Genomic DNA, 26,078 nt, shown 5'->3' with positions numbered 1-26,078 from the left:
TTTTCGGGGGAAGCTGCTGTTCATTGACGCAACTTGCAAAACTGAATATTTTTTAAAACATTTATATATAATAACTTACAAAGAGTGAGCATCCATTAAGCTGCAGGCATTTTGACGCTTGCTTTTTTTATGATATACTGAATATTACTAATAATATAAATAATAGGAGTATACTTACCTTGGAAACGCCCAAACAGAGAACAGAAGTTTATGATTCCATTATAAGGGCTTTCAGCCTTGCGATAAAGAATAGCGCCCTGTATTCGCTTGACCATCCTATATGCAAGTCTTCAATAGATAATTTCAAGGGAGTTCTCAGCAAATGGTTCGTCGATAACGACCGTCTTGAAATGGGTATCGCCCAGGATAATATCTATTTTAACGGCAAGCAGGTCAGGGAGGAAGACCCGCGTTACGTTGAGGTCGCCGATTATCTCCATCAGAGGGGTCTTATTTCGCTCACTTTCCTTGACGGTATAACCATACAGGAGCTTACCGACTTTTTCGATATCATCAAGAACGATAAGCGCGCCGTAAGGAAAATGGGGGGGGTTCTCCAGAACATACCCGATACTCCCCACCTTGTGATCAAGGAGATAGATTACAGCGCGCTTCTTAAGAAGACCCGGGAGGGGGAAGAAGCTTCCGAAGAGTCAAAGGTTTGGCAGTCCCTTTTTGAGGTTGTTCAGCAGGCCAAGGGAGGGGGGCTTCCCGAGTCAAAGAAAGAATTCCTGACGGGTTTCTTCGAGGATACCCAGGGTTCTGCCAAGGTCCTCAACAAGGTTTACAAGGAAGCGGTGAACACGCTCCAGGACGAGGCCACCGCCAAGGAGATTCAGGAGACCGTGGGCAAGATCTGCAGGTATTTCGAGAAGTATTCCAAGCCTGAGGCCAAGCAGATGAAGGTGAAGCTCATGGAAGTGGTCTCCCAGCTTCACCCGGATCTTATAAACATGCTTTTTGAGAAGGCGGTTGTAGAGGGGGAGAATTTCGATCTTGCAGATGAGATAACGAAGGACTTTTCGGATGATTACATAGCTGGTTTTATCGAGAACCTCATTAGCGATGAGGATACCTTCAACGAGAACCTTCTTAAGGTTTTTGATAAGCTCGCACCGGGTTCGGAAAAGGCGAATAACATCGTATCGATGGTAGCGGATAAACTCTTCAGTAAGAAGATACTGAATCCTGCCACGCTTACAAGGATGCAGATGTCCATCAAGGAGATCTTCGACGCTAATCCGCAGAGTAATTTCATGAACCAGATGCACAAGATAACCGTTGACGCGGTGGTCAATAAGAAAATAGACACTCTTGTTTACATGGCAAGGCTATCTCCACTGATAAACAAGTTCGCACAGTCGATCGAGGAGGGCGAGCTTAAGAAAGAGGAGATATGGCTTCTTCTCAATATCCTCTGGCTCGAGAATGATTCGGAGGAGTTCAATAAGTACGGGGAGAAGATAATCGACGTTCTGCCTGAACTTTTGGACTCAAAGGAGATAATCCGCATAAAGGAGATCCTGGAGTTCTTTACCGAGAAGCAGCGTCCCGAACAGCTTGAGGATGAGGATATGGTGATGGCCACAAGGGGACTTGTCAACAGGATAGCCACCAAAGAGACCAAGGACAGTCTGATCGCTTTTATCCCCGAGGCGACAAGCAGTGAACTCGAGGATATAGCAGAGATACTTCTCAGGACAAAAAGCGATTCGGCCCGTCTTCTTGTAGATGCCTTTATCAGGGAAAGGAATCCCGCGCATATAAACAAGTTCAGGACGGTGGTCTCCAAGATGCAGGAAGAGGTCGTCAAGGAAGCTATGGACAGGATAGAGTACGGGGAGCCTCTGGTGGTAAGGAACCTTTTCCGGATACTTTCCGAATTTGATCCCAAGAAGGCGCATCTTATTTCCAAAAAGCTTCTTGCGCACAAGGATCCCCAGATACGCCTAGAGGCGCTTGATATTTTCGTGCCCGTGAACGATGAGGAGAAACAGGGTCTTTTTACTGCTTTCAAGAAGGAGAAGAACGAGGAGGTCCAGAAAAAGATAGCAGGAGTGCTTTTAAGGACCAAGGACGAGAAGTTCATAAATGGCCTTTTCAGGTATACTGAAAGGAACTGGTTCAAAAGAAGGTTCCTGCCCAAGCTGATAGACCTTTGCGGACAGATGAAGCTTGAGGAGACCTTTCCGCATCTTAAGAGGAACTTCCTCAAAAGGGGCTGGTTCAGGACCAGACGAAGGGAGAACATACGGATAGCGGCAGTTACAGGTCTTGGACGGCTGGGGACGCCTGAAGCACTGGAACTTGTGGAGCAGGGACTTAAGGATAAAAGTGACCGTGTCCGGGAAATGAGCGAGATAATCACCAAACTCGGTGAAACGGGTGCCGAACACGAAAATCTAGAGGGGTAAGATGGCAGAAAGCAATGGGGCTAATGAGTTAAGGGATAAAGTAGAAGACCTGATCGTAGGGCTTTCCAGAGGGGTGCAGATGAGCCTTATGTACGGGGAGGAGCACCGCTTGACGGTGGAATCCATCGACAGGGTGTACGCCCTTTTGGAGGAGATACTCGCTGTAAAGGACGAGATGACCATAGGGATTATAGGCGATGAAATCGCCTTCGAAAAGGAACCTTTTTACGAAACCAGCCGCAAGATGAAGACCTTTATAGAACACCTGAAGGACATTGGCGTCAAGAAGATCAGTTTTTCAAAAGCGCTTACCAGGGAAGAACTAGGCGAGTTCTTCAGCAAGGTCCTGGTGACCAAGCCCAAGGATCTGACGGAGACGCGGACCATAGAGAGCGTATTCCGGGAAACGGATATAGAGAACATAGCTATCGGCGATATCGGGTTCAAAAAGGAAGAAAAACCCGGAGAGGGTAAAGGCGAAGGAGAAGGCGGAGGAGGGGGCGGCCCGGAAATAAGGATGGGCATGAGAAAAGGTTACCAGGAGGGAGTTGAATTCCTTCAGAAGACCTTTGAGAACATAAAGGGTAACCAGCCGCTGAACGTTGAATCGGCCAGGCAGTTAGTTGAAAGCATGCTCAAGGACCTGCTCAAGCACAAGAACCTGCTTCTTATGCTCACTTCGGTTAAGAGCCAGGACCAGAACATGTTCGTTCACGGTGTGAATGTTTCGATATTCACCATAATGCAGGCCGAAGCTCTGGGGCTTGACGAAAAGTACCTCGCTGATATCGGTGTTGCGTCTTTATTGAATAATATAGGCAAGCTTGCCAAACCCGGTGATGACCTCTGGTGGGAGGATGCTGGCACCGAGGAGGAGAAGGAAAAGAGGGCTGATCAGGATGTTCAGGGAGCCAAGATACTGCTGGATACCCCGGGAGTCGGGATACTTGCGGCTATTGTCGCATTTGAACATAATATCCCCTACGATATGTCAGGACCACCGAAAAAGCTTTACGGCAAGGATACCCTTAACCTTGTGAGCATGATGATCGCCATCTCGGATTACTATGACAGGCTGAGAAGCAAACCTTCCTATCACAAGGACGGAGGTCCCGAGAAAGCTTACGATAAAATGATGGAACTCTCCGGTACGAGGTTCCATCCAGATCTATTGAAGAACTTTTTTAGTCTGGTGGGTGTTTATCCGCCTGGAACGCTTGTTGAACTTGACTCGAAGGAAACCGCCTTGGTCATACAGACCAGTGCAATGGATATTAGACGACCGCAGGTCGAGATCCTTTATGACGCTAACGGGGAGAGGTACAAAGAACCCACTATAGTGAATCTTCTTGAGAAGGATAAAAAGGGCAAGTTCAAGTGGACTATAGTCAGGTCCGTTGCGCCAAAGGATGACCTTAAGATTCCCGAGAAATATTCCTGATTCCTCAACTCGTCTTTGCGAAATCATGCTATGTTAATGTCAGTTCGTATAAGGAAATAATGAAAGTAGAAAGTAAAATAACTATATCTTTTTTCGCTGTCGGAGTGCTTGTTGCCGGTCTATCATGGTTTTTTTCCGGAAGAGGCACGGCAGGCATGATATTCCATTTTTTCATTCCCCTGTTCACGGCGCTTTTAGGTTATTTGTCTTCCAAAATTATCTCCATACCCTTGCGTGAACTGACAAAAGGAGTTCGGATAATTTCATCCGGAAACTTGGAATACCATGTCGGTCAGGATACCCCCGATGAAGTGGGGCAACTTTCGCGCGAATTCGACAAGATCACCGATGAGCTCAGAAACGCGCGGGTCGACATTGATTCGCTCAACCGTGCTGGTGCCAAGCAGGAAGAGCTGATAAGGGAACTGCAGGCGCGGGAAGAACATTTCAGGCTTCTTTTCGAACAGTCCAACGACGCGGTCTTTATCTACGATATAGACGGCAAGATCGTGGATGTGAACGAAAAGACCTGTGAGATGCTGGGTTATACGAAAGATATGCTTCTTAACATACCTTTCCTGGAGCTTCAGACCGAAGATGAGCTTACCATGTCCAAGCACGCTACCCGCACCCGCGGTAAGACCAACGCCCTGCGTTTCGAGTCCAAATTCGTCAAAAGCGACGGCACGGTAATAGACGTGGGCATCAGTTCCAGCTGCGTAGACCTGAAAAGGGGGCTTATGCAGGCGATAGTGGCCAATATCACCGATCGAAAACGACTGGAGAGGGCTCTGAGGGAATCCGAGGAGAAGTTCAGGACCTTCATGGAGACGGCCAGCGACCTCATGTTCATAACCGACAGGGAGGGTAATTTTAATTACGTCAATGAAGCCATGTGTAACACGCTCGGTTATTTCAAGGAAGAGATGATAGGCATGCATATAACTGAGATAGTTAGCAGGGCGAATCTGGCGGGATTCAAGAATGCGCATAAGAAGCTACTGGAAAAGGGAGAGATAACCTACGAGCCGGCCTGGGAGACCAAGAACAGGGTGGATGTCTACGGCGAAATGAAGGTTACCGCCATATTTGACCATGAAGGGGAATTCGCGGGGACGAGGGGGGTGTTCCGTGATATAACCGAACGCAAGAAGATCGAGAAATCCCAGCGCCTAGCCCAGCTGGGGAAGCTTGCCGCTGATGTCGCGCATGAAGTGAATAATCCTGTCATGATAATATCGGGTAATGCAGAGCTGGCCCTCATGGAAGGGGTCGAGAACAAAAAACATGAACAGACCTTTAAGGTGATACTCTCCCAGTGTGAGCAGGCCAGGAGCATCGTCAAGAGACTTCTTATGTTCTCGAAGCCCAGTAAGGGTGATTTCAAGAAGACGAATATACTCGATTCGATAGAACTTGTGGTAAGCCTACTAGAGGGCCAGTTCACCCGCAAGAAGATAAAGATCGTCAAAAAGATGGAGTTCCAGGTCCCGGATGTGTGGATCGATGAAAAACAGATCCAGGAGGTTCTCATGAACCTGCTTCGCAACTCCGCTGATGCTATGTCCGAAGGGGGCACTATCACCATAGATGTTACAATGGAGGGACCTAATATACGCATAGATGTTATAGACACGGGTACCGGAATATCCGAGAGCGACATGAAACTCATGTTCGACCCCTTCTATACCACCAAGGAGCATGGTACCGGGCTGGGGCTTTCAGTCTGCTACGGTATAATCAAGGCTCACGGTGGAGATCTCTGGTACACAAGTAAGGTGGGTAAGGGTACTACCGCTTCTATAGTATTGCCCCCGGCCAATAAATAGGAAGTAATAATATAATATAAAAAAGCCCGGCAAGTTATGCCGGGCTTTTGTTTTTTTGTCCTTTTATAACAATAAAGTTATATTTTTACCACGTTGGCGGCTTCCAGACCTTTCGGTCCTTCCTTGACCTCGAACTCTACCGCTTCGGCTTCGTTCAACGTCTTGTAACCGTCACCCTGGATAGCGCTGTAATGCACGAATACATCTTTACCGCCATCGTCAGGAGCAATAAATCCATAACCTTTCTCGTTATTGAACCATTTGACTTTACCTGTTGACATTCCCTACCCTCCTTTCTCACAGTTGCAGCAAGTAATATCTTGACATAAAAAAACCGCACAGCTGGCTTTCAGCCGTACGGTTCCAAGATCTTTACTTCCTTATAGTCGTCTTCATTACACTCTCGCTGTCAAACAAATTAAGCGTTTAACAAATTGATTATACGGCCATATTTGAACATTTGTCAAGATAATTCGTTCAAAAAAATCGTTTATTTTATTTTTTTGCCCGGGCGAGCATATCCTGCGCATGTTTAACCGCTATAAGGTTTTGCATTTCTCCGCTCATCATGTCCGCAAGCTCCCTGATGCGGGCTTCGCCTTCGAGCGTGGTGACCCCGGTCAGGGTGCGGCTATTTTCCACCTTTTTGGATACCTTGAAGTGACGGTCGCCGAAGGAAGCTATCTGCGGCAGGTGGGTAATGAGTAGAACCTGCCTGTCATGAGAGATATCCTTGAGCTTCTGCCCGGTGATCTGGCCCAGGCGGCCCCCTATCTGCGAGTCTATTTCATCAAAGATCAGGACGGGTATGGGGTCAACCTTGGTCAGTGCCTTTTTAAGGGCGAGCATGAGGCGGGCCGCTTCCCCGGAGGAGACTATCTCCGAAAGGGGTTTGAGCTTCTCTCCGGCATTAGGGCTTATATAGAAGCTGATCCTGTCGCATCCGGTTGGAGTGAATTCAGTTTTTTCTATGCGGCAGTCAAAATCAACGTGCTTAATGCCCAGCTGCTTGAGCTCTTTTTCGATGGTTCCTTTCAGGGAAGATGCGCAGGATCTTCGTTTTGAGGTCATTTTCCCGGCTTCTTTTTCAAGTGCATTTTCTGAGGAAGAGATCTCTTTGCGAAGTTCCGCGTCATTGTGTTCGATATCCACTAACCGATCGTATTTTTCCCGGGACTTTTCGTAGAATTCCCTCGCATCCTCCAGGGAGGGGCCGTATTTGCTGAGGATCTGGTAATATGTGTCGTAACGGTCATTGACCTCGCGGGCGAGTTCTTCGTCGAAAGAAAGCTCTTCAAGATACCTATTAAGTGCTGTTACGATGAGCGATGCGTCCTCCTGCATGCGGCCCAAGGTTTCCGCCAGCTCTTCGGTCGAGCTATCGGTCGCGTTTAGGGTGTTCATCGGACCGAAAGCGCGGCTTATTGCGTTTCCCGCGCCGGTCTGCTCGTTGTCGAGTATGTCTATAAGGTCTCTCACGCATTCGACAAGTTTCTCGGAGTTATTCATGCGCGTGATCTCGGCTTTAACAGATTCGTACTCCTCGTCATCGAGCGAGACCTGTTCGAGTTCCCTGATCTGATGGGTGAGGATATCTGTTTCACGTTCGCTGCTCTCTGCCAGGTCCTGAAGCTCCTTAAGTTCCTTTCGTAGCGCGGAATATCTTTCATATTCACGAGCGTAAACGTTCTTTTCCTTATCAAGATCAGCGAGGCGGTCGAGTATCGATATGTGGGATTCATCCGAGAGCAGCATCTGGTGGTCGTTCGGCCCGTGAAAATCCACAAGGTGATCTCCGATATCTTTGAGCTGGCTGACCGTCAGGGAAAAACCGTTCACCTTGACCTTGTTGCGTCCTTCGGGCATATAAGTGCGGTTTATGATGAAAACCGTATCGTCGGAAGAGATGTATTCAGAAAGGAACGGGCAGGACGAGATAACTTCCTCGGAAAGGTCGAAGACGGCCTCAACTATACAGGGTTTATCCGCATCGCGCACATAAGCGGTATTGAACCGTTCGCCAAGGGCGAATCGCAGGGCATCTATGAGTATGGATTTACCTGCCCCGGTCTCACCGGTGAAAACGTTAAGCCCCGATGAGAACTCGATCTCTATCCGGTCGATAAGTCCGAAATTCTGTATGAGAAGTTGTGACAGCATGTATTCTCCCGAAGTTGCTATGTAGGTATATTATATTGATTAACGGTCTTAGTCAATATTATATTGTGAAAGAGATAAGCTCGGGTGAATTTATCAAGATTGCTGAGGGCTTCAGGGGAGACACCACACCTACGTTAAAAATAAAAAAGCGAGAAAAATGCTTTGTTTTACAAGGTGGGTTTCTCTTATAATGATTATAACTATGTTAGCAAAACAAATATTAAGTTAGGGGGAAGTAGTGGGATTTAACCATAAGAGCAGCACATACAGGCTCGTATCCATTTTACTCATCATATTTATATCTTGTTTCAATATAGGCACTTCTTACGCATTTCAGGATAAAGCAGGGGCTTGCCCCAGACACACCCGGGATAATAGCGGGATATTCACAAGAAATCTTTTAAGCGTGCAGTCCATGTTTAAACCCCTATATTCTTTGATCAAAAACCCGGACGGGAGCTTGGAGGTAATGAACCCGCCCGGCGAATACGCGGATGAACTTTATACCGAAGTTATTCTTGCTTTTCTGGGGCATTCCCTCGATAATGGTCTCGGGGAAGGCCCCTTTGAGGTTTTCATGGAAGAGGCCCTGGGCGGGGCGGATTTTGAAAGATGCAGTATCGGGCATGTGAAAAGGATCGGCGGCTCTTTTTACGCGCTATACATTAACAAGGACTCGGTAGATCCCCGCATGCATTTTCTGAAGTTCTCAGCTCTTGAAAAAGATGAACTTCCCGAAACAGGCCGCGAAGCGGTGATCGAGTTGCTGGACGGTACGCGGATACTGGTGGAGATAGATCTGTTGAGTTCCGGCAGCGCCCCAGGAGAGTATGCCGTCTCTGACAAGGAAGAACTGATCATGGAGCACGAAATAACACAGCTGGTTCTGAATGGCAGAAGGCCCAACAGGGCCACCGATATATTCTTTACCGGGGCCGGGTTCCAGGATGCGCATCTGGGCGTATTCTGCTCTATATGCAACCGGCTTGTTGATGCATATACCGGTAAGCACGGCGACAGGGACTCAATAAAGAATTTCCTGAAAGATGTAAAGCAGAATGCCGCGCATCTATCGGAGAATCCGGATGTCTCCCGCGCTGTGCAGCTGATGGCAGGACAGGCCCTTACGATCATTTCCTGGGATGAAAGGAAAATCGGTAAGGCCGGTTCGATACGCCTGAGCTCCATTAATGAGAAGATGGCGCAGAACGACAAGCGCGGGAAGAGTTACATTGACAGTTCCTCTTTACCCGAAGCCGCTCAACAGGTCAAACAGGAGGGCGCTCCCGGGTTCTACTGGCGGGGAATAGAAGGCGTCGCAAAACTGGGCGATAACCTTCCCGGGGCGCTTATGTACGACCGGAAGCACTATGAGAAGGTGCAGGAAAATGTCGTTATGTACCTTATGGATCACGGGTTTTATCCTGTTCCTGAAGGGATATTGCACCAGACCCGCCTCGGCAGGGTGAGCACCATACATGAAACTTATTTCTTGAACGATCTATTGCCTGGATCTTTTCAGACGACCAGTACCGGCGCCGGCCATTTTCAGGGCACAAAGCTTGATATAAAGTGCGTTACAGAAGGCGAAGGTATACAGGTCAATGTCCGCTATGATGCCCGGGGCAATATAGATGATATCGTGGCTCAAAGGGTGAGGACCGGTGACTGGACACTTGCTCTACCCGGATATGTCGATTATATGATAAACCTGGGAGGTCTCAGGTTCAATGATGTCTCAGTGGATTTGGAAGCGGAAGAAGCTTCGCTTTTCAACCCAGATTTTGATTTTACCCGAGAAAACCTGGATGCTGTTGCCGAAGTTCTTAAGACCAAAGGCAAGACCGCACCTTACCTTGCCGCCAGAATAGGCGATGAGACCTATCTGCTGAAGAATCATAAAGAGGCCCCCGATGCAAGATGGCTGGCTTCGCTTTCAGGTTATTCCCGGGGTTCGAGCCTGACAGATATCTATGTCATGTTCTCTGAAGAGGCTCTTGGAGTGACCATACCAAAGCTCGCCGAAAGCTTTAATAAAGCCATGGCTGACGCAGACAGTACGGCTATCCCTCAGCTGACGGATGAGGTACTCGGCCGGGCGCGTGTACCCGAAGCTCCTTCTCTGGGAAGAAGCGATAAGATAACCGAACTTGTTGATTCCAACGCCGGTCTCCTCAGGGACCAGCTGGCCTCTTCTTCCGGGAAGGATGTTCTTATAAGGATCCCGGTAGAGGCTCTTGAGGCGGCAGGGCCCGATCTTGTAAAGGGTTATTTATCTGCTCTCCAGGACTCTGGGCATGTTTACATAGAACTATATTCCTCTCTGGGGCCGGGAAGTGTTACCGGTTCCAAATACGCCGAATACGGTATAGAGAAGAAAAACCTGCCGGAAGGCTTCACCAGTTCAAGGGAGAACACGATAACGCTTTTCACTGTAATGAAAGCCGAAGAGATCACCGCGCGCGGCAAGAGCGACGGCGACTGGGGCTTGGGCGGCATTATGCCCACTGAGACGATCATTTCACCTGTGGGATTGAATTATGACAGGTCGGGTTTCATTCGCGGAATAATCCTGGGTCTTAAACTCTCCCTTATAGCCAGGCAGAAGTCCGAGCAGGGGAAGGTGGACGCCCAATTCGTTGAGCGGACCCTCAAAAACTACAGGGATTTCTGCTGGTCGCAGGGAGTTAGGGATTTTCATCTCAAGCCGGAAGATCTGGTGGATCTGGCTACCGGGGACATAAACAGGACCGTCAGAGCGCTCAACAGGATCATCAAAGCGTTGCCGATAATGCCCCTGAATACCGAAGAGATAAGAGAGATATATGAACATGCCCGCGAGGCGCTTATAAGAGCATAATTTTTCTATTGATGTTGAAAAAAACTTGGACCCATTAATACTTGTTTACGGTATTTTTGGGTTTTTTATTTCAAAGACCGTCAAAATTAGTGTTTAAAAAAGTTAGCAATTTAGGTTTGAATTAAATATATTTGAGGTGTAAACTAAAATTAGAGAATTTATATATAATATGAGTAAGAATTTTATTTCTATAGTTAGAAATATAAAAAGACTCTTTTTATATATAGATATTAAAGTATTTTACAAACTATTTAATTAGGTGATTCCAGATGAAGATCAGGTTTGTTGAAAAATATAAGTTGCTGAAAAAGGCTGTGGCCCTTGTGGTCATTCTTGCTTTTTTCAACAACTTTATACTTTCCGATGCCTGGGCGGCGCTTGAAGAACAGGAAGCTCCCTACCAGATGTCGTTGGAACCGGAATCTCCCTATGCCCGTCTTGATGTAGAGACCTTCACGATACCCGGCCATCTTGGTGAGGTGCGGTACATGTCGAAAGGCGCATCCAAAAGATTCATAGTTCATATACAGGACGCTCACTGTAACGTTTTCGCTCAACGCAAGGTGGCGGACCTCATAGATTATTTGAACAAAGAGCATGGTATCACCGCGGTGAACCTGGAGGGCGGATCGGGTGAATACGATCTCGATGTTTTTACTACGATTTCCGGCAAAGCCATACGCAGGGAAGTCGCTGATTACTTCGTCAAGAAGGGAGAGATAAATGGTGCGGAGTATTATGCAATAAACAACCCCGGTAAAGTTCTCCTGTGGGGTATCGAAGACAAGGATCTTTACCTAAAGAACCTTCAGGTATACAGGGACTCTCTGACCTATAAGCAGACAGTCCAGGAATATCTAAAGCAGATCACTCATATCCTCAACAACCTGAAACGCCATATTTATCCTTCGGAACTCTTGAAAGTCGACATGGCCTACAGTGCTTTCAAGGCCGGCAACATGGATTTCCGGGCGTATCTGGAGTTTTTGATAGAAAGGTCTGAAGGTCTGGAGATACCGGTGGAGAGGTTCGAGAACCTGTATCTTCTCCACAAGGCGATGGAACTTGAGGAAAAAGTGGATTTCTCCAGAGCTAATGCCGATCGTGCCGAACTCATCCTCCAGCTCAAGCAGAGACTTTCACGTAACGAAGTAAGGCAGCTTCTCACCAGGACGGTGGATTTCAAGACCAAGAAGATCTCGCGCAAGGCTTTTTACGGATATCTTCTGACGAAGGCCGGCGGCCTTGGACTGGATCTTGGTGAATATAAAGCTCTTTCCGATTACATCGATTACGTCTCCACTTACGAGACCGCGGACAGGTCAAGGGTCATGGAAGAGATGGACGAACTAGAGGCGGGGATAAAGGACCGGCTTTACCGTAACGATACTGAACGCCGGCTCAATCTTCTTTCCCGGAACCTGGCCCTGATGAAGAACATTTTCGCCATTTCCCTCACTAAGACGGACTACAAATATTATCTTGGTAACACCAGTTCCTTCGATATTGCCCATTACCTCAGGTTTATCGACGAACAAGCTCCGCGCTACGGTATAAGCGCGCGGCTTAGTGAGGGCATCGCCGCTCTGGACGGATACCGCAGGAGGATAACGGGTTTTTACGCCTATTCCTTCGAAAGGGACCGTGTCTTTCTTGAAAACCTCAGGTTCTCTGATACCTCCGGCGGGATAAAAGGCGCCATACTGATGACCGGAGGTTTTCATACCGAGAACCTCTGCGACCTGCTCAGAAAGAACCAGATATCCTATATCTCCATTCTCCCGAAATTCACAATCGAAAAAGATTATGAGTGTCCTTACTTCGATATCCTGGCGGGGGAGACGACCAATCTTCGGCAGATGCTGCGCTCTGTTATCGCGCAGGCTTCAATGCTACAGATAGCCAGTATGCTTTCTCCAGTACTGGCACGTGCGGTCTGGGGGGACGCTGCTATATATGCCTTCAGGAGCGCTGTTATTATCCAGGAGCGTATTGCCAGAGGGAGGCGCATGGCGCTGGTCAAAACCGACGGTAGCGCTTGTACGGGGGATGACGGGATGCCCTTGGTTTTCGGTGAAGGCGAGGCCGAGACAGAAAAGATCAGTCTCAGCGATCTGCTCTCTCAGGCTGGTTACAGGGGTGCGATCAACGAGGATGTCTTCAAAGTGGCGGGTCCACCCGCGGAAGACCGTACGGCAGAAGATGCGCGCACTGAACCTCTTGCTATAACCGAAGAGATGGTCCGCGGTATGATCTTCGAGTATCTTGATCGCAACGCGGGATTGGATGCCGCGGAGGATGCGGCCGGAAGAGCAACGCTTCTGGATATCTTCACGGATCTGGCCAGGATAAGCAGCTCGAGCGGAAGGGCCCTGGCCGTTCAAGGCGGGGCGCTGTCTCTATTGAAAGGTGTTATCGGCGCAGAGGACTTTCCCTGGGACAGGATTCGGGACGTCGAAGTATTCCCTCAGGATGCGACAGGCAGGTCTCTTTTCAGGGTACGTCTGGATGAACCCCACACATATGAGACTTCAATGAATAACGAAACCGGGCAGCCCGAAAATGCCGTTTTCGTACTGCCCAGCGAGATCCGTTTTTCCGTGGGCAGGGATACCGAAGGCCAGGAGACCATATTTTTCAATAATCCTGATTACGCTTTAAAGAAAAAGATCGACGGTCCCGATGCCGCCGTAAGGCACATACGCCGTGATGGAGAGGGCAATATCCGCGTTAATTGCGCCTACCGGCTTTTCGAATCGAACCTTTCAAAACGCGCGACGCCGCTGGCAGCAGGTGAGGACTGGATGAAAGATAACCTCGAAAAAGGGCGCCAGTTGCCTCCCGGTTTCAGGGGGCTGGGTCCGGCCGTCAGGGCCTGGCAGAGCGCTTTAATGGCAATGCTCCCGGCAACATTCATCGCTGCCGGTAGCGCTCTTGCGATCATGGCCGGATTTAATCCTTCGATGATGTTCCTTTTGCATACGGTGCTCAGTTTTCAGGCACTGATAATGGCCTTCCAGACGCTTCAGGCTTTCAGGGTGCAGAGAAAGCTCAATACGGACAAAGCAGCTTCGGCGAATGAGACATTCGTGGAGATACGTGACAAGTTCGGCCCCTTTCTTGGGCATATAGTGGATTTTCATGAGTCGGTCCATAACTGGAATCGGCGCCGCGGCATAAAAGAAGGGAGCCTCGCGGACGAAATAATAGCTTATGGCGCCAGCTATATCGCTTCTCCTGTTTTGGCACTTGTTTATGCCTGGAACGGTATGAATTACAGATTGTTCCCTGATGGGGTGGATACGCAGCTTTTGAGCTATAAGCCGGATATATATGCCGAATCTGATAACAGGAGGATGATCAAGAACCCCAGATGGAAAGAGCTTTTTCCGAAGCGGAACATACGCATGAAAAAACCAAGGGCTCGAGCGATCAAGCTCGGCGGCAAGACCATGGTCATACCCGATACGATAATGGGAGGAAAAGCCCGGGGCGCGAACACTTTCCGCTTGGAAAGTCTTCTCGGGAAAGGCGGTTTCGGGGCAGCTTTCCGGGCCAAAGTCACGGAAGGAAGACTTAAAGAACGGGACATAGCGATCAAGATCCTGAAGCCGGGCAGCTCTCCTTCGGCGGTGATAAATTTCCTGCAGGAATACCTCATGATGAAACGTCTTGAAGACGTCCCCGGGGTTATAAGGCCTTATGAGGCAGGATATTATGAGCATAATGGCGAAAGATATTATTTCATTGCCATGCAGTACGCCGATGGCGGTGACCTGGGCACGATGATCCAGACCCGTCAGGCGGAAAAACGCGTGGGGGTGCGTGATGAGCTTTTTGCCGAGGAAGAGGTATACGATATCGCCGGACAACTTCTAAGCTCGATAAGAGCTATCCACAAGAAAGGCATCATCCATGCTGACCTTAAGCCTGAGAATATTTTCTATGTGAACGGCCGGCTCAGGATAGCTGATTTCGGCATCTCACGTTTTACTCCTCAGGGAGTTTTGTCGACAGAAACCCTTACGGGAACTCCCGAGTATATGCCGAATAATGTTCTCAGGAACTTCTTTGTTCACGGACAGGACGTGAAATACAACGCCAAAACCGATCTTTATGCCATAGGGGTTATCCTTTACCAGATGCTGCATGATGGCAAGCTTCCCCAGCACAGGACCGATGAAGAAGAAGAGAACATGAACCAGCTGTTCGAAAACCAAAAGTATGCCGAATGGGTGGATAAGAAGGAAAGAAGGTCGACCAGCGAAACGATACGGCTTTTGGGTAAGAGCCGGGCGCATTCCCGGGAATCATCGGAGCTCGAAAAATTCATCGCCATGCTTTTGCTCGAGAACGAGGACGGGATAAACGAGGCGGGTACGGCGGTCAGCAGGATAACGTCGTCCACCAAAAAGATTCGCACGCAGAAGTCCCTTCGTGGAAGGAGTCCGCCCGCTGATAGTGCAACCAGCGGCGCCGTGAAGGTAGCGAGCACTATCGATCTCGGGCCCGAAAGTGTGAGCACCGGGGCGGAGACGGTAGATCTTACCAGCCAGAATGTTGCTCGGGAGGCTGCCGACTTTTTCGGCGAACCGCCTGCTGTGAACCCGCCCAGAGGGCTCGGGGACATAGTCGGTTCGGAAACCACCGAACTTCCGTCCAATTCACTACTGGCCAATGCTCTAAGAAGGGATGCACCCTGGCTCAATACGATAGTAAGGGTCCTGTCCGTTTTCTCGACGCCTTTCCATGAACTTGGGCATATCACCGCCGCGAAACTGAGCGGGGCGTTCGTGGACTGGGACCTTTTGGGGGTGTTCTATACCGGCCAGGTGAGGACCGGGAGGGCTCCTCCGGTTTTCGTTCGTTTCGGAGGTCTTCTGGGTAATATTGCCGCAAGTTCGATTGCTGGGATCATTTTGTCCTACTCCAGCATGGGACCGTTCGCTTTGAGCAGCATACTCTTGGGTTATGTCCTTGTGATCAACATGGCCTCCATTTTCGCGGAGTCATTGGGGTTTTTCCTTGGCAGAGGGGACCTTGCCCTGCCGGGGCCGTTCAATTTCGACCAATGGATAGATCTCAACCTGCAACAGGACCTGGCCAGCAAGTTCCGGGTCGATCTGCGCGAAGTCCTTGAGACCAACCCGCAGTTCATTGCAAGGGCGGTTCAGAAGGAAGGCGGGTTCGACAGGTTCTATCGCAAGCATTTTGACAGTGATTTTTTCAGTGATTTCAGAGTGGCTGCCAATGAAGGCAGGGATACCAAAAAGCTTATCCTGGACTATCTCAGGACCATTGCATCCGTCATAGAGGGAGAACTGGACGAGAGGCTGGACGCCCGGGAAATATTAAAGTTCAGGAAATATTTCTACAGGATATACGGTAATTATCGTTCGGAGAACTTCAACGCCCAGCAGATCATACCTTCCAAGGTGATAGTCGATCTCGATCCGTCGTTCCTTGCCAGGATATGGGCGCATCTCAATGGTTACATGATAATACGTGACGCGTTCAGGGGCGTGCCCGAAGATGGTGAAGACAGGATTTTTATCGTCGGAAGATATAACGGCAGGGACATGGTCTTTTATAAGAGCATAAGCCACGGGACATGGCGAAGGGTAGAGATGCTGAACTCCTCAGCCTCCGGGATCACAAAGAATATAAGCAAACCCGTCGCAGAAAGCTCCCTACAGCTGAATGAGGCCGCGGCGGATACGATCGACTCACTGACCCGACGTGGAAGACCTCTGGCCCCGGAAAACCTTGAGGATATAGGAAACGAGTGGGAGAGCCTTGAGAAGAAACTGTCCGGTTATGACGTTCCTCTTCTTGACAGGAACACTTCCGGTGCGGCGAGGTACGCTGTTTTCAACTCGGTCGGGCGCGATCCCGGCACGGGAGAGCCGGATAGGGGATTGTCCGAAGCATGGTTCAGCAATAACCTGTCAAGACTGAAAGACGCTGGATCCGTTGCCGCTCTGGCTGAGAGGTTCATCGGTTGGCTGGGGCGGAGGTACAGACCGGTATTCGCTTCCGGTCTGTTCCTGCTGGTCCTGTATACGGCGTGTCAGAGAGCGGTTATAAAAGAGGTCACCCGGCGACTTCCCGCCAAGCCGACCTCCGGGGCCCCCGCGGAGAAACCCCAAAGGACCGTTGATATATTGATCGCCGGGGAGGAAAGGACCATACCTCTTCCAGAAGAAGCAGGCTCAAGAGAGGTTCTGCCTGGTTATCAGAACATGATATCACCCATGGGCACGCATTTGGTCTTTGGTCTTGAGAAGACCGGTGAGGATATACGCCGTCTGGAGGAAGTCAGGCGCATTTCCCTGGATAAGATCGACAAGAGAATCGCAGATCTTGAAAAGAGCGGGGAGGACGAAAGGATGCTCAGGGTGCTTCGACTCGTGCGGGAGGATCTGGCTTCACGTCTGATGACGGATGTGGAACTCATCGCCGCGGTGACCACCAGGGGCGCCGAGCTCGGTGCTTACATAGACGAGGAGGGTGTTATTCACGTTCCGGTCGGGCAACTTGCCGATGCGAACCTGCTGGCATACAGCTTGGAACATGAAGCGTCTCATCCGTATGTAAGAGAGGTCTACGGAACATCGGGCAAGCCCGACGAAGAGGAAAACATAGTTCTTGCCATAGGTGTCGCTGTATTCGGCCCCATGATCGATGTGACGGTCACCGACAACGGGGACGGCACTTATTCGCTGAATGCCGTTTCTGTGGATCCCAGCCTCAGGGGGGATGACCCCAAAGTGGTCGAGGCGACTAAGTCCAAGCTCCTATCAATGCTTGAAGATATACAGAAAAAGAGACAGCTGGGAGAAACGGTTAGTGAAGAACTTGAACGATTTATAATCGCGCAGTTGGAAAAACTCGGCGTCAAACTAGAATACGTTTCCGAAACCGGCGTGGTCTTTGCCGAATCGCTGGAGATAAAACACACCGAACCTTATTATGCTTCTGTTTCGGTCAGGGACGGTGAAAAAGTCGCTATAGCGAATTCCCAGCAGGCGGTGGACTTTGCCAGGGAAAAGATGCCCGTAGTGCAGGTCATTCCTGTTTATCTCAACGGCGCGCCTCTACTGGTGAAAGGTGAGCAGGTGCAGGCTCTGGTAGAAGAAGGCATAGATATTGACGGGGCTCTTCTGGGGGACCTGATAAGAGAGGTGCTTGTATCGCTGGAAGGCACAGGCGAGATAGAAAACCTGCCGCAGACCCTGGTAATAGGTTTTCTGGACCATTCCCCTTATATGTTCGAAGACCATGTGCGCAACGGTTTTATCGGTGTCAACAGGATAGTCGAGAGAATAGCCGACCGCCGCGCACGTATGGCTGTTGTGAGAATGGGTATAGCCCATGAGATCTCTCACGAGCTTACCGGGCGTACCGGGATCGAATTCGAGGCAGAGCAGCTGGTTCGTGACGCTGAATACCTGCACAGGATCGCATCGGAAGAGAAGCTTTCCGGTTCCCAGGAAGGACAGATCAAGGGGTTTTTGGGGCAATATATGCAGAGCCCCGGTTTCATGCATGCGAGTTATTTCCAGGTTATCGCCGATGAGGCCGATGAAATGGGCGTGGACATTTCAGGGACAGAAAGAGATACCGACCGGATGTACACGCGGCTGGCGGAGGCGCAGATCAGCAGCATGTTGAAGAACAATATTATCAGCGAATACGGTCTTCAGGAACTTGCAAGGTTTTATCGTGAAACACCAGAGGCCCGGTTTTTCCCGGGGACTTCCGAATATCAAACGCGTCTGAAGATAAGAGAGAACGCTCCGTATTATCAGAGGATAAAGAACAGGGCGCTGAGAAGGGAAGTTATCCTGGGTCTTGTTGACAGAATAAACCAGGTGAAACAGTCTTTCGATATATCAAAAGGCGAATCGGCTTTTGCCGGTCCCGGTCAAGGCAATTACGGCCACCGCATAATCGGCGGGAAGAGCGAAGGAAGGTCCCTTGTAGCCAAAAGAGAGATAATCCACGCCAAATGGGGCCAGCCTATCCAAGAACTTTATGAGAAGGTGCGGGATAATGTCAGAAAGGCGAGCAAGGATCTGGCGGACTCCGGTTACGATCTGGGATCTGGGATGGCCAAGGGTCTTCTGATAAGAGCGGTCTTCGACGCCATCAGGGACAACGTTGATTATGACGAGAAACAGACCGATAAATACGCCAAATTCCATTATATCCTCGACATAAACAGAGTTCTTTCGGATAAAAGGGGCGTCTGCCGCCACATGGGTATACTTGTGGGCATGATGCTCGAGAAGCTGATACAGGATAATATGATCGAGGGTATGGTCTTCTACGTGAGGCCCACCGGAAGGGGTCACGGGTTCGCCGCCTATGTCACCAGTTCGGGCGATCCGATAATTCTGGATGTCGCACAAAGCCCCAAGGCCGATCCTTACAGAGGGAGGGAGGGTTTGAAGACATTCGGTTACCTGGATGATTTCCGAAAAGTAGCCAGGGGTGAGGCGGATCTTAAGATGGTGCCCAAGAACGAGAGAGAGAAGATGCAATGGGCCAGGTGGTACGACAGATACGCCCATGGCGTTTATGATATAGTGCAGGAGAACCAACGGGTAGCGGATATGATCGAACAGCGCAAAAATGAGGTCGAGCGCCGCCGGAACGCACTGGGTCTAGGGTTGGGTGAAGGCACTGTTCTTGCCAGGACCATAATGCCCGGAAGGGGCGATATTTCGGAGGCTCTGAGGCAGGCGCAAGAGCGGGCGGATAAGAGGGTCCCTTCCGGCAGGTTCGGAGAACTTGCGGCTGTCGAGCCCCCCACACCCGAAGATATTAATGCCGCGGTCGCGGCGGTCCGGGAGAGAGCAGAAACACCCCAAGAGGCGCCTCCCGAGGCATCCCCCGGGGAAGTCGCCCCCGGTGTAAGGGAACGCCCGGCAACGCCTGACCGGGATGCGGAACAAAGAGTTATTTTTGACGATGTCTTCGAGCCTTTGTTGCTGCAGATCGCCGTACAGTTCAACCTTAATCTCATATCGCGCCAGAACTGGGAAGATTATAAAGCCATGTTGCGTTCTCCGGGAGCGCGGACCGTTTCGAGAATAATGGATTCAATCGGGGAAAGGGTTATCGCCTCGGACGCTGACTACAAGGACCTGTTCTTCATGGACCAGAGAACCGGGTTCGGTATGCTCTATCCGATGGTTGACGGCCTTTTTGATGAAGGTAGGATAAAGAGTGCTCGCGCGCGGCCGCGCAGAGCTCAGCTGGGATCCGCTGTTACTGGATGGCTAAGGCGCATCACGCCCGATATGCCTAGATTAGCCAGAAGCCTCTTAGCCGCGCCTGTAGCCGAAGAGGCGCTCTACAGGGGGCTTCCGCTTTTGGTGACAGCGGCCCTGTCATATATCCTTACTTCCGGGCTTGATTGGCTCCTCATAATGCACGGCATGATAATACCTCAGGTGTTCATGGCCGGAAAATTCGTCTTGGATCACACGAGGGGAACCCGTTCCCCGCCGGAGGTATTCAGGGTTCTTCTGGTCCCTTCGCTCGTAGCCGTGGCCAACGCAGTTATCCTGCCCTTCCTTTCGGCGGGACCGGTCGCTTTCATGGGCCTTTCTATCCTGAACCACAGTATCGCGAATCTTGCCGTTGTGGGACTCAACAGATTTTTGCCGACCCTGAAGCTGGGCGAGGCGGTGGTATCACCCGATACTCTCTGGGAGGGGTTGGATGAATTTGTTTCGGGCATAGAGGGCATTGATGACCCGGAGGACATGAAAGATGTCCTTATTGATATACTTGCCGTAAAACTCGACCGGATCCGAAAAGACGTATCCGACCTTAAGGGCATAGATTTCGACTTGTTCGTCGTTGAGAACGTTAGTTTCGTGGGAAGAGGCGATTTCAACAGCGTCTTCCGCGTGCAGGCCAGAACAGACGCGGGAACTTACACGTTCAGCCTGAGGCTGCTCACGCCAAGGGACATCAAGGACCTGGAGAGGATAAAGGCCCTCACCAACGAGGAAGTGGCGTTCTTTTTGGCCAACCGGACAGGGGAGAAGACCTTAAGGACGCAAAGCGCGTATTTCATAAACGAACAGCTTGACGCGTTCATCTCCCGAATACTCAAAAGCAGTGATATATACGGCTTCACGGTGGGCGATTACGTCGACGGAGTGGACTTGGATAAAGTGCCTGACGAAGAGAAGCGGCCGATGTACCGGAAAGCGGTGAAAAGCCTTGTGGACCTGTGGCTGAGCAGCTTTGACATGACAACAGGTACCGGTTGGACGATGTACGACCTTAAGGGGTCGAATTTCGTCAAGCAGCCGGAGACAGAGGATGTTTACATCGTTGACGCCGGAGCGCTTATGGAGCTGGATTTCACTGATTTCAAGAGCCTCGTGGACCTGTGGCTCAATGAGACCTTCGGCGTTGAGCCCGGCACGGATGAAGCCGAATATTTTACAGGCGCGATAGACGAGGCGGTGAAAGAATTCCTGAAGAGGAACAGAAAAAGCATGATCCCGGCAAAGCTGGCCATGCTCGAAGTTGTTACCGGGATAGAAACGCCTGCTGCCGAGCCGGTAAGGGCTCCGGTAAAACTTACCCTTGAAGAGACCAGGGACATACTGAGCGCGGACCTGCGTGAGCTGGGCTCGGCCGGTGCGGAAATGCTCACGGATATAATTGCCGATAAGATCATCTCGGGATCTAAGATGATCGGCGAGCAGCAGATAGGAGTGCCCTCTCACGGCGGGACCGTTCGCCAGATAGCCATCCCGGAATCCATACAGGGAGTAACAGGTGAATACCGGTTAAAGGAAGCGCTCGGAGCCGGCGGTTTCGGGGCGGTGATGAAGGGCGAGACCCCCGATGGCTCGGAAGTGGCGGTTAAGGTACTTCTGCCGGGGGCTGCACCCCAGGTGGTATTAAAGTTCTTCAACGAATATCTTACGATGAGGCATCTTGAGGACCATGACAGCGTCATTGATGCTTATGAGCTCGGCACATACAAGCTCAACGGCCAGCGATACTATTACATGATACAGGAATACGCCGAAGGCGGCTCGCTCTGGGACATAATGAACCTTAAAAAGCGTATCGGGGACAGGTTCAGGGACGAAGAGGTCAGGTCCGTTGCCGAAGAACTTCTTGAGGCGATCGGCGAGCTGCATGAAAGGGGGATACTGCATTGCGATATCAAGCCCAATAATATACTGCTTTCCGAGGGGAAGCTCAAGATAACTGATTTCGGGTTGTCCGTGTACGCGCCCGAAGGAGAAGTAGAATTCGGTATGGGCCGGTTCATCGGGACTCCCGGGTATATCTCCTCCGAATCCATGATAGAGGGTGTTGTTAAACCCAAAACGGACCTGTTCGCGCTGGGACATATACTTTACGAACTTATGAACGAAGGCAAGAATCCCTATACCATGTCCGACCAGACCTACCAGGAGATTCTCGCCGAATCAAAGCGTGGGGTTTCGCCTGCAATGGTCCGGTGGGTCCAGGACCGGGATCTGGTCATAAGGCGTATCCAGCGCCAGGCCAAGACGCCCCTTGAGAAGCTGGTGGCCGCGCTCTTGACAGAGAATATATTCATACAGCAGGGATGGACCGATGCTCTAGACAGGGGCGGAGCGGATACCGTCAAAGAAGCGAAACTTATTCTGGCGGGAGTGGATTCAGCCGAGGAACTTGAGGATATAGCTCCCAAACCGCTGCCACCGGGGCTGGATGATATTCTTCCCGCCGAAGGCATGGGAGACAGAGTATCCCCGCAGATCGGCAAACTTGCCAATGTGGTTGGTATAAAAGAGTCCGGCGGTAAAAAATTCATGGTGGTTGAAACAACAGAGGGAAGAAAAAAGAAAATAGTGCGCAAAGAGGTGGAGATCACCAGGAGCACCGGCAGGGATACCGGAGACATAGATTCGCTGAAGGAGTTCCTCTCTCTTGCAAGGGACAACCTGCCGCCGGATAAAGAGAACTACGCTTCATACATAAACGCCATTATTGATTTTATCGACAGATCCGACAGCGGACGCCTGCCGGAATTCTACACCTATCGCGCGGAGGATCTGGTGGCTGATGTTTTCGGTTGGGCTTCCAGCAGTCCGGACGAGAACATGATCATCGTCAACGAGAGCGTGGCCCAGTATGACCTTGCGTGGCTGCATGAGCTGGGCGAATATCTTATACAGCCAAGAGAAGACGGGGAGGCACCGGTATTGAAACCTGTGTTCGATGGGGGGAGGCTGACGCTTTATCTTGACGGGGAGGCGGTGGGCGAACCGATGATGCTGGAAGGCGAACCCCTTGCCCAGGCAATGAAAGACCCGGCGAACCCCCATTACCTTCTAAGGGCTTTTCAGAGGGAGGTCTTTCCATTTATGGACAGGGCTCTCACCGAAAAGATCAAGACGGAGCAGATCGCCAGCATACTCAAAGAAAGGGTGCCATCTGAGGCGTGGGAAGCCCAGGATATGGACCCGGAGCTTGCCGCAAGAGGCCTGAGGGATTTCATACGCTACAGGCGCGATAGTACCGGCGCCGATGACAGGATAGTCATATGCTACCGGGTCGGGACCGGACAGGAGAGGTCCTTCATGCTCAGGCAGGGTGAGGGCGACCTGATAAGGCTGGATATGGAAGATGTGGCAGATCTTTACAGGGGCCGTTATGTAGGCGCTGAGATGAATGTATTGATAACCGGTGCCGATCCCGACACGCAGACCCCCGAGGAAATGGAAAGATACATGGACCTGGCGATGATGGCCAAAGATTATCTGGAAGGCCTTACCAGGAATAAACTAGTGGACGAGTTAAGGAAGATCTCCGGGAACGAGAATCTCGATTTCGGGGATATCGGCAAGGATGTTTATATCACCGATCATCTGGAGGGAAGCAATAAACATGTTTTCAGGATAGAATTCTCTTCTCCGGACAAGGCCCGGACCTATACTATGGCCGTTGCTACAAAGACCGAAAAGCTTGTAGGTGATATAGCGTTCACGGAGATAAGGGAACTCGACCAGCTTCAGGAGGGCCGGGAACAGGTAGTGCCACGGTTCGGCGCGACCAGGACATGGAACGGTAAAAAGTGGTTCACTGAAGAATTCATCGAGGGCAAGACCGCCACCCAGCTTGCCAGGGAAGGGAAGCTTACGCTGAACATGAGAAAGAAAATAGTGGAGGTGCTTCTTTCCATAGCGGTAGGACTTAACGGGTACGTACCTCTTGATATACACGGCGGCAACTTTGTGGTGCGGGATAACGGCGAAGTGGTAATGGTGGATATAGGCAACCGGAGGCTTCATGTTACAGGTAAAGCCGCGGAAAATATAGAGAAAAAAGGAGCTAGGGCAAGGCATAAAATGATCTTTCTCGCCACTTTAATGGCACAGTACGGATTATTTGAGAAGACCGAGGACGAGACCGGTAAACCCACTATCGGCGGAGAACCTGAGAACAATCATTTTATCTTTGAGGCCGTGGCCGAGAATCCCGACCTGGCGGAAGGTCAGGGTATTGAACTTTTGAAGGAGGTCTACGACCATTACAGCCCGATCGAACGGAAGGATCCGCAGGCGATGGCTGGGATCTTCTCCGATTTCAATTATAGAGGAGGGTTCCGGAACGTGCTTTATCCGATGGGTGTCAGTTTTTCCGGGACGACCGAGGAGATGATGCCCGCTCTTATGCCATTTTCGGAGCTTTTCATGAAGAGTCTTGGTTCGTACCTTGCGAAGGTCGAAGAACGACGCGGTCCTCCTGAAGAAGCCATAACGGCCGTACCCGCAGAAGGCGCCGTCTCGCCTATAATTACTGAACCATTCAGCGCGATGATCCTGGGGCGCGGGTACCCGATGGAATATGAGCAGGAGGCCGTCCATATGAGAGGTATCGCGCCCGATGAGAGGATCATAAGGAACTACCTGGAGCTTTTACGCCTGCGTAATCCAGATGGCACGATGGTGGTCCCGCCGGTAAGAAAGGTTTATCTGCCGATGACCACCATGTGGAAAAGAGGCCCTAACATAGAACGCAAGAGCGAGGAAGAGCTTCCAGCCGGGACGATAAGCCTTCTCAGAAGAGGCGCTGAAGAGGGGCTTTTCGAGCTTGTTGAACTGAACGATCTGGGAGATTATGATCGTGCCGCTTCCGAACTCGGCGCGGACCGGGATGAATTCAGGACGCTTCTTTATACTTCTCTTATACCTTTCATGTCGGATTGGATAGGCAATAATGCACAGAAGCGCCTTTTGGACCTCCAGGACTCCGGAGAGAAGGCGCGTCTTGCGGAACTTGGAAGAGCGGTGGGGCGGACGCTTAAAACCCTGCACACACACGGGATGATCGCCGGTGATATGCACCTGGGGCAGTTCGTTGTAACTGAAGATGCCCAGAGGGCTTTCAGGGTGGACCTTGTGAACGTACGTTCATTCGATGATATGGAATACGGCATCATCCCGGATACTGTCGCCGCTGAATACATCCTTCTTCTTCATAATCTCAGTCTTTCACAGGAAGCCGCACATGGCTTCACAGAAGTTTATTCCCGGCAGGACATGGAAGCTGTAGGCGAAAACGCCCGTTCAGGAAAGGCCCAGATCAATGCCGCGAAAGATGCTGTCGAGGACTTTTTCGCGGGGGTCGTCGACTGGATAGTGACCCCGGCCAATGAACGTATGATGATGTCGGCAAAGCCTTCGGTAGACAGTAGCGCCGCCAGGCTCTTCCGCAGAAAATACGGTTCGGAGACCATCACTGACGGATATGCCTACCGGGCGGATATGACCGACCGGGCGCTTAAAGCCAATCTCAGAGAAGTTTTCGAAAAGTTCCTTGAGAACATGACACGTCCGGAGTACTCGGACAAAATGCCGAGGGCCATAATATACGCTCCGGCGGAACGCTATTCACTGGTGGAGGACCTTCTGGATGAGACCCTCAGGGATATGGAGCTTGAAGGCCTGGCAGAAAGGGTAGTCGTCGTGAGGGTGGGAGGTATACCCGATGACGGGGCGGTGGACGAGGTCATGCATGTTGTGCTGGGTAAAGCCCTTTTGAATTATGAAAGGTTCAAGCAGACGGACCTGTTCACCCCGGAAGCTGAGAAACGCCTAGTTGCCCTGATCAAGGCGCTGGTAACCGATCCCTCCGCGATAGATCTTGATAAGGACCCGGATATACTGGATAAGATCCTGGATGGCCTGGTAGAACTGAGGATACGGCCTGTTGATTACGAGCAGATTCGCGACTGGAAGGCTGCTCAGGATGAGATACTCAGGTCGCTCTAATCCCTCTTTAAAGACGCTTTTCAATATTTATCTTGGCTCATGTGGCTCAGGTAGTATAATATTCAC

At 50.6% G+C, this 26,078-nt stretch carries 7 protein-coding genes; 5 read left to right on the top strand and 2 right to left on the bottom strand.

Annotation, left to right across the window (positions count from 1 at the left end):
- The first annotated feature begins 179 nt into the window (after window positions 1-179).
- Genes GF409_01445 through GF409_01435 form a run of 3 tightly spaced genes read left to right on the top strand, consistent with a single transcriptional unit; the run spans window position 180 to window position 5,684 of the window.
- Complete coding sequence (locus tag GF409_01445; GenBank protein ID MBD3425877.1) at window positions 180-2,414, top strand: hypothetical protein; 2,235 nt, start codon at window positions 180-182, stop codon at window positions 2,412-2,414.
- Window position 2,415: 1 nt separating this feature from the next.
- Window positions 2,416-3,855 carry a hypothetical protein gene (locus GF409_01440; GenBank protein ID MBD3425876.1) on the top strand — a complete coding sequence of 480 codons (1,440 nt, stop codon included), beginning with the start codon at window positions 2,416-2,418 and terminating at the stop codon, window positions 3,853-3,855.
- Between the two features lie 59 nt (window positions 3,856-3,914).
- Entirely contained in the window at window positions 3,915-5,684 is a 1,770-nt protein-coding gene (locus GF409_01435; GenBank protein ID MBD3425875.1) for a PAS domain S-box protein, read from the top strand.
- A gap of 77 nt (window positions 5,685-5,761) precedes the next feature.
- On the opposite strand, the gene GF409_01430 is transcribed toward GF409_01435, so the two are convergent.
- Both GF409_01430 and recN read right to left on the bottom strand, forming a co-directional pair.
- The gene (locus GF409_01430) at window positions 5,762-5,965 is read right to left on the bottom strand and encodes a cold-shock protein (GenBank protein MBD3425874.1); all 204 of its coding nucleotides are present in this window, start codon (window positions 5,963-5,965) and stop codon (window positions 5,762-5,764) included.
- Window positions 5,966-6,179: 214 nt separating this feature from the next.
- Complete coding sequence (gene recN, locus GF409_01425) at window positions 6,180-7,844, bottom strand: DNA repair protein RecN (GenBank protein MBD3425873.1); 1,665 nt, start codon at window positions 7,842-7,844, stop codon at window positions 6,180-6,182.
- Window positions 7,845-8,313: 469 nt separating this feature from the next.
- On the opposite strand from recN, the gene GF409_01420 reads away from it, so the two are divergent.
- Window positions 8,314-10,704 (top strand): hypothetical protein, encoded by a 2,391-nt coding sequence (locus tag GF409_01420; protein ID MBD3425872.1) that lies wholly within the window; start codon window positions 8,314-8,316, stop codon window positions 10,702-10,704.
- Between the two features lie 269 nt (window positions 10,705-10,973).
- Window positions 10,974-26,012, top strand: a complete 15,039-nt coding sequence (locus tag GF409_01415) for a protein kinase (GenBank protein MBD3425871.1) — start codon at window positions 10,974-10,976, stop codon at window positions 26,010-26,012.
- Window positions 26,013-26,078: the final 66 nt, after the last annotated feature.

The sequence above is a fragment of the Candidatus Omnitrophota bacterium genome (genome assembly GCA_014728045.1).
In the GTDB taxonomy this organism is placed as follows: domain Bacteria; phylum Omnitrophota; class Gorgyraeia; order Tantalellales; family Tantalellaceae; genus WJMH01.
This window is presented reverse-complemented; position numbering and strand designations above follow the sequence as displayed.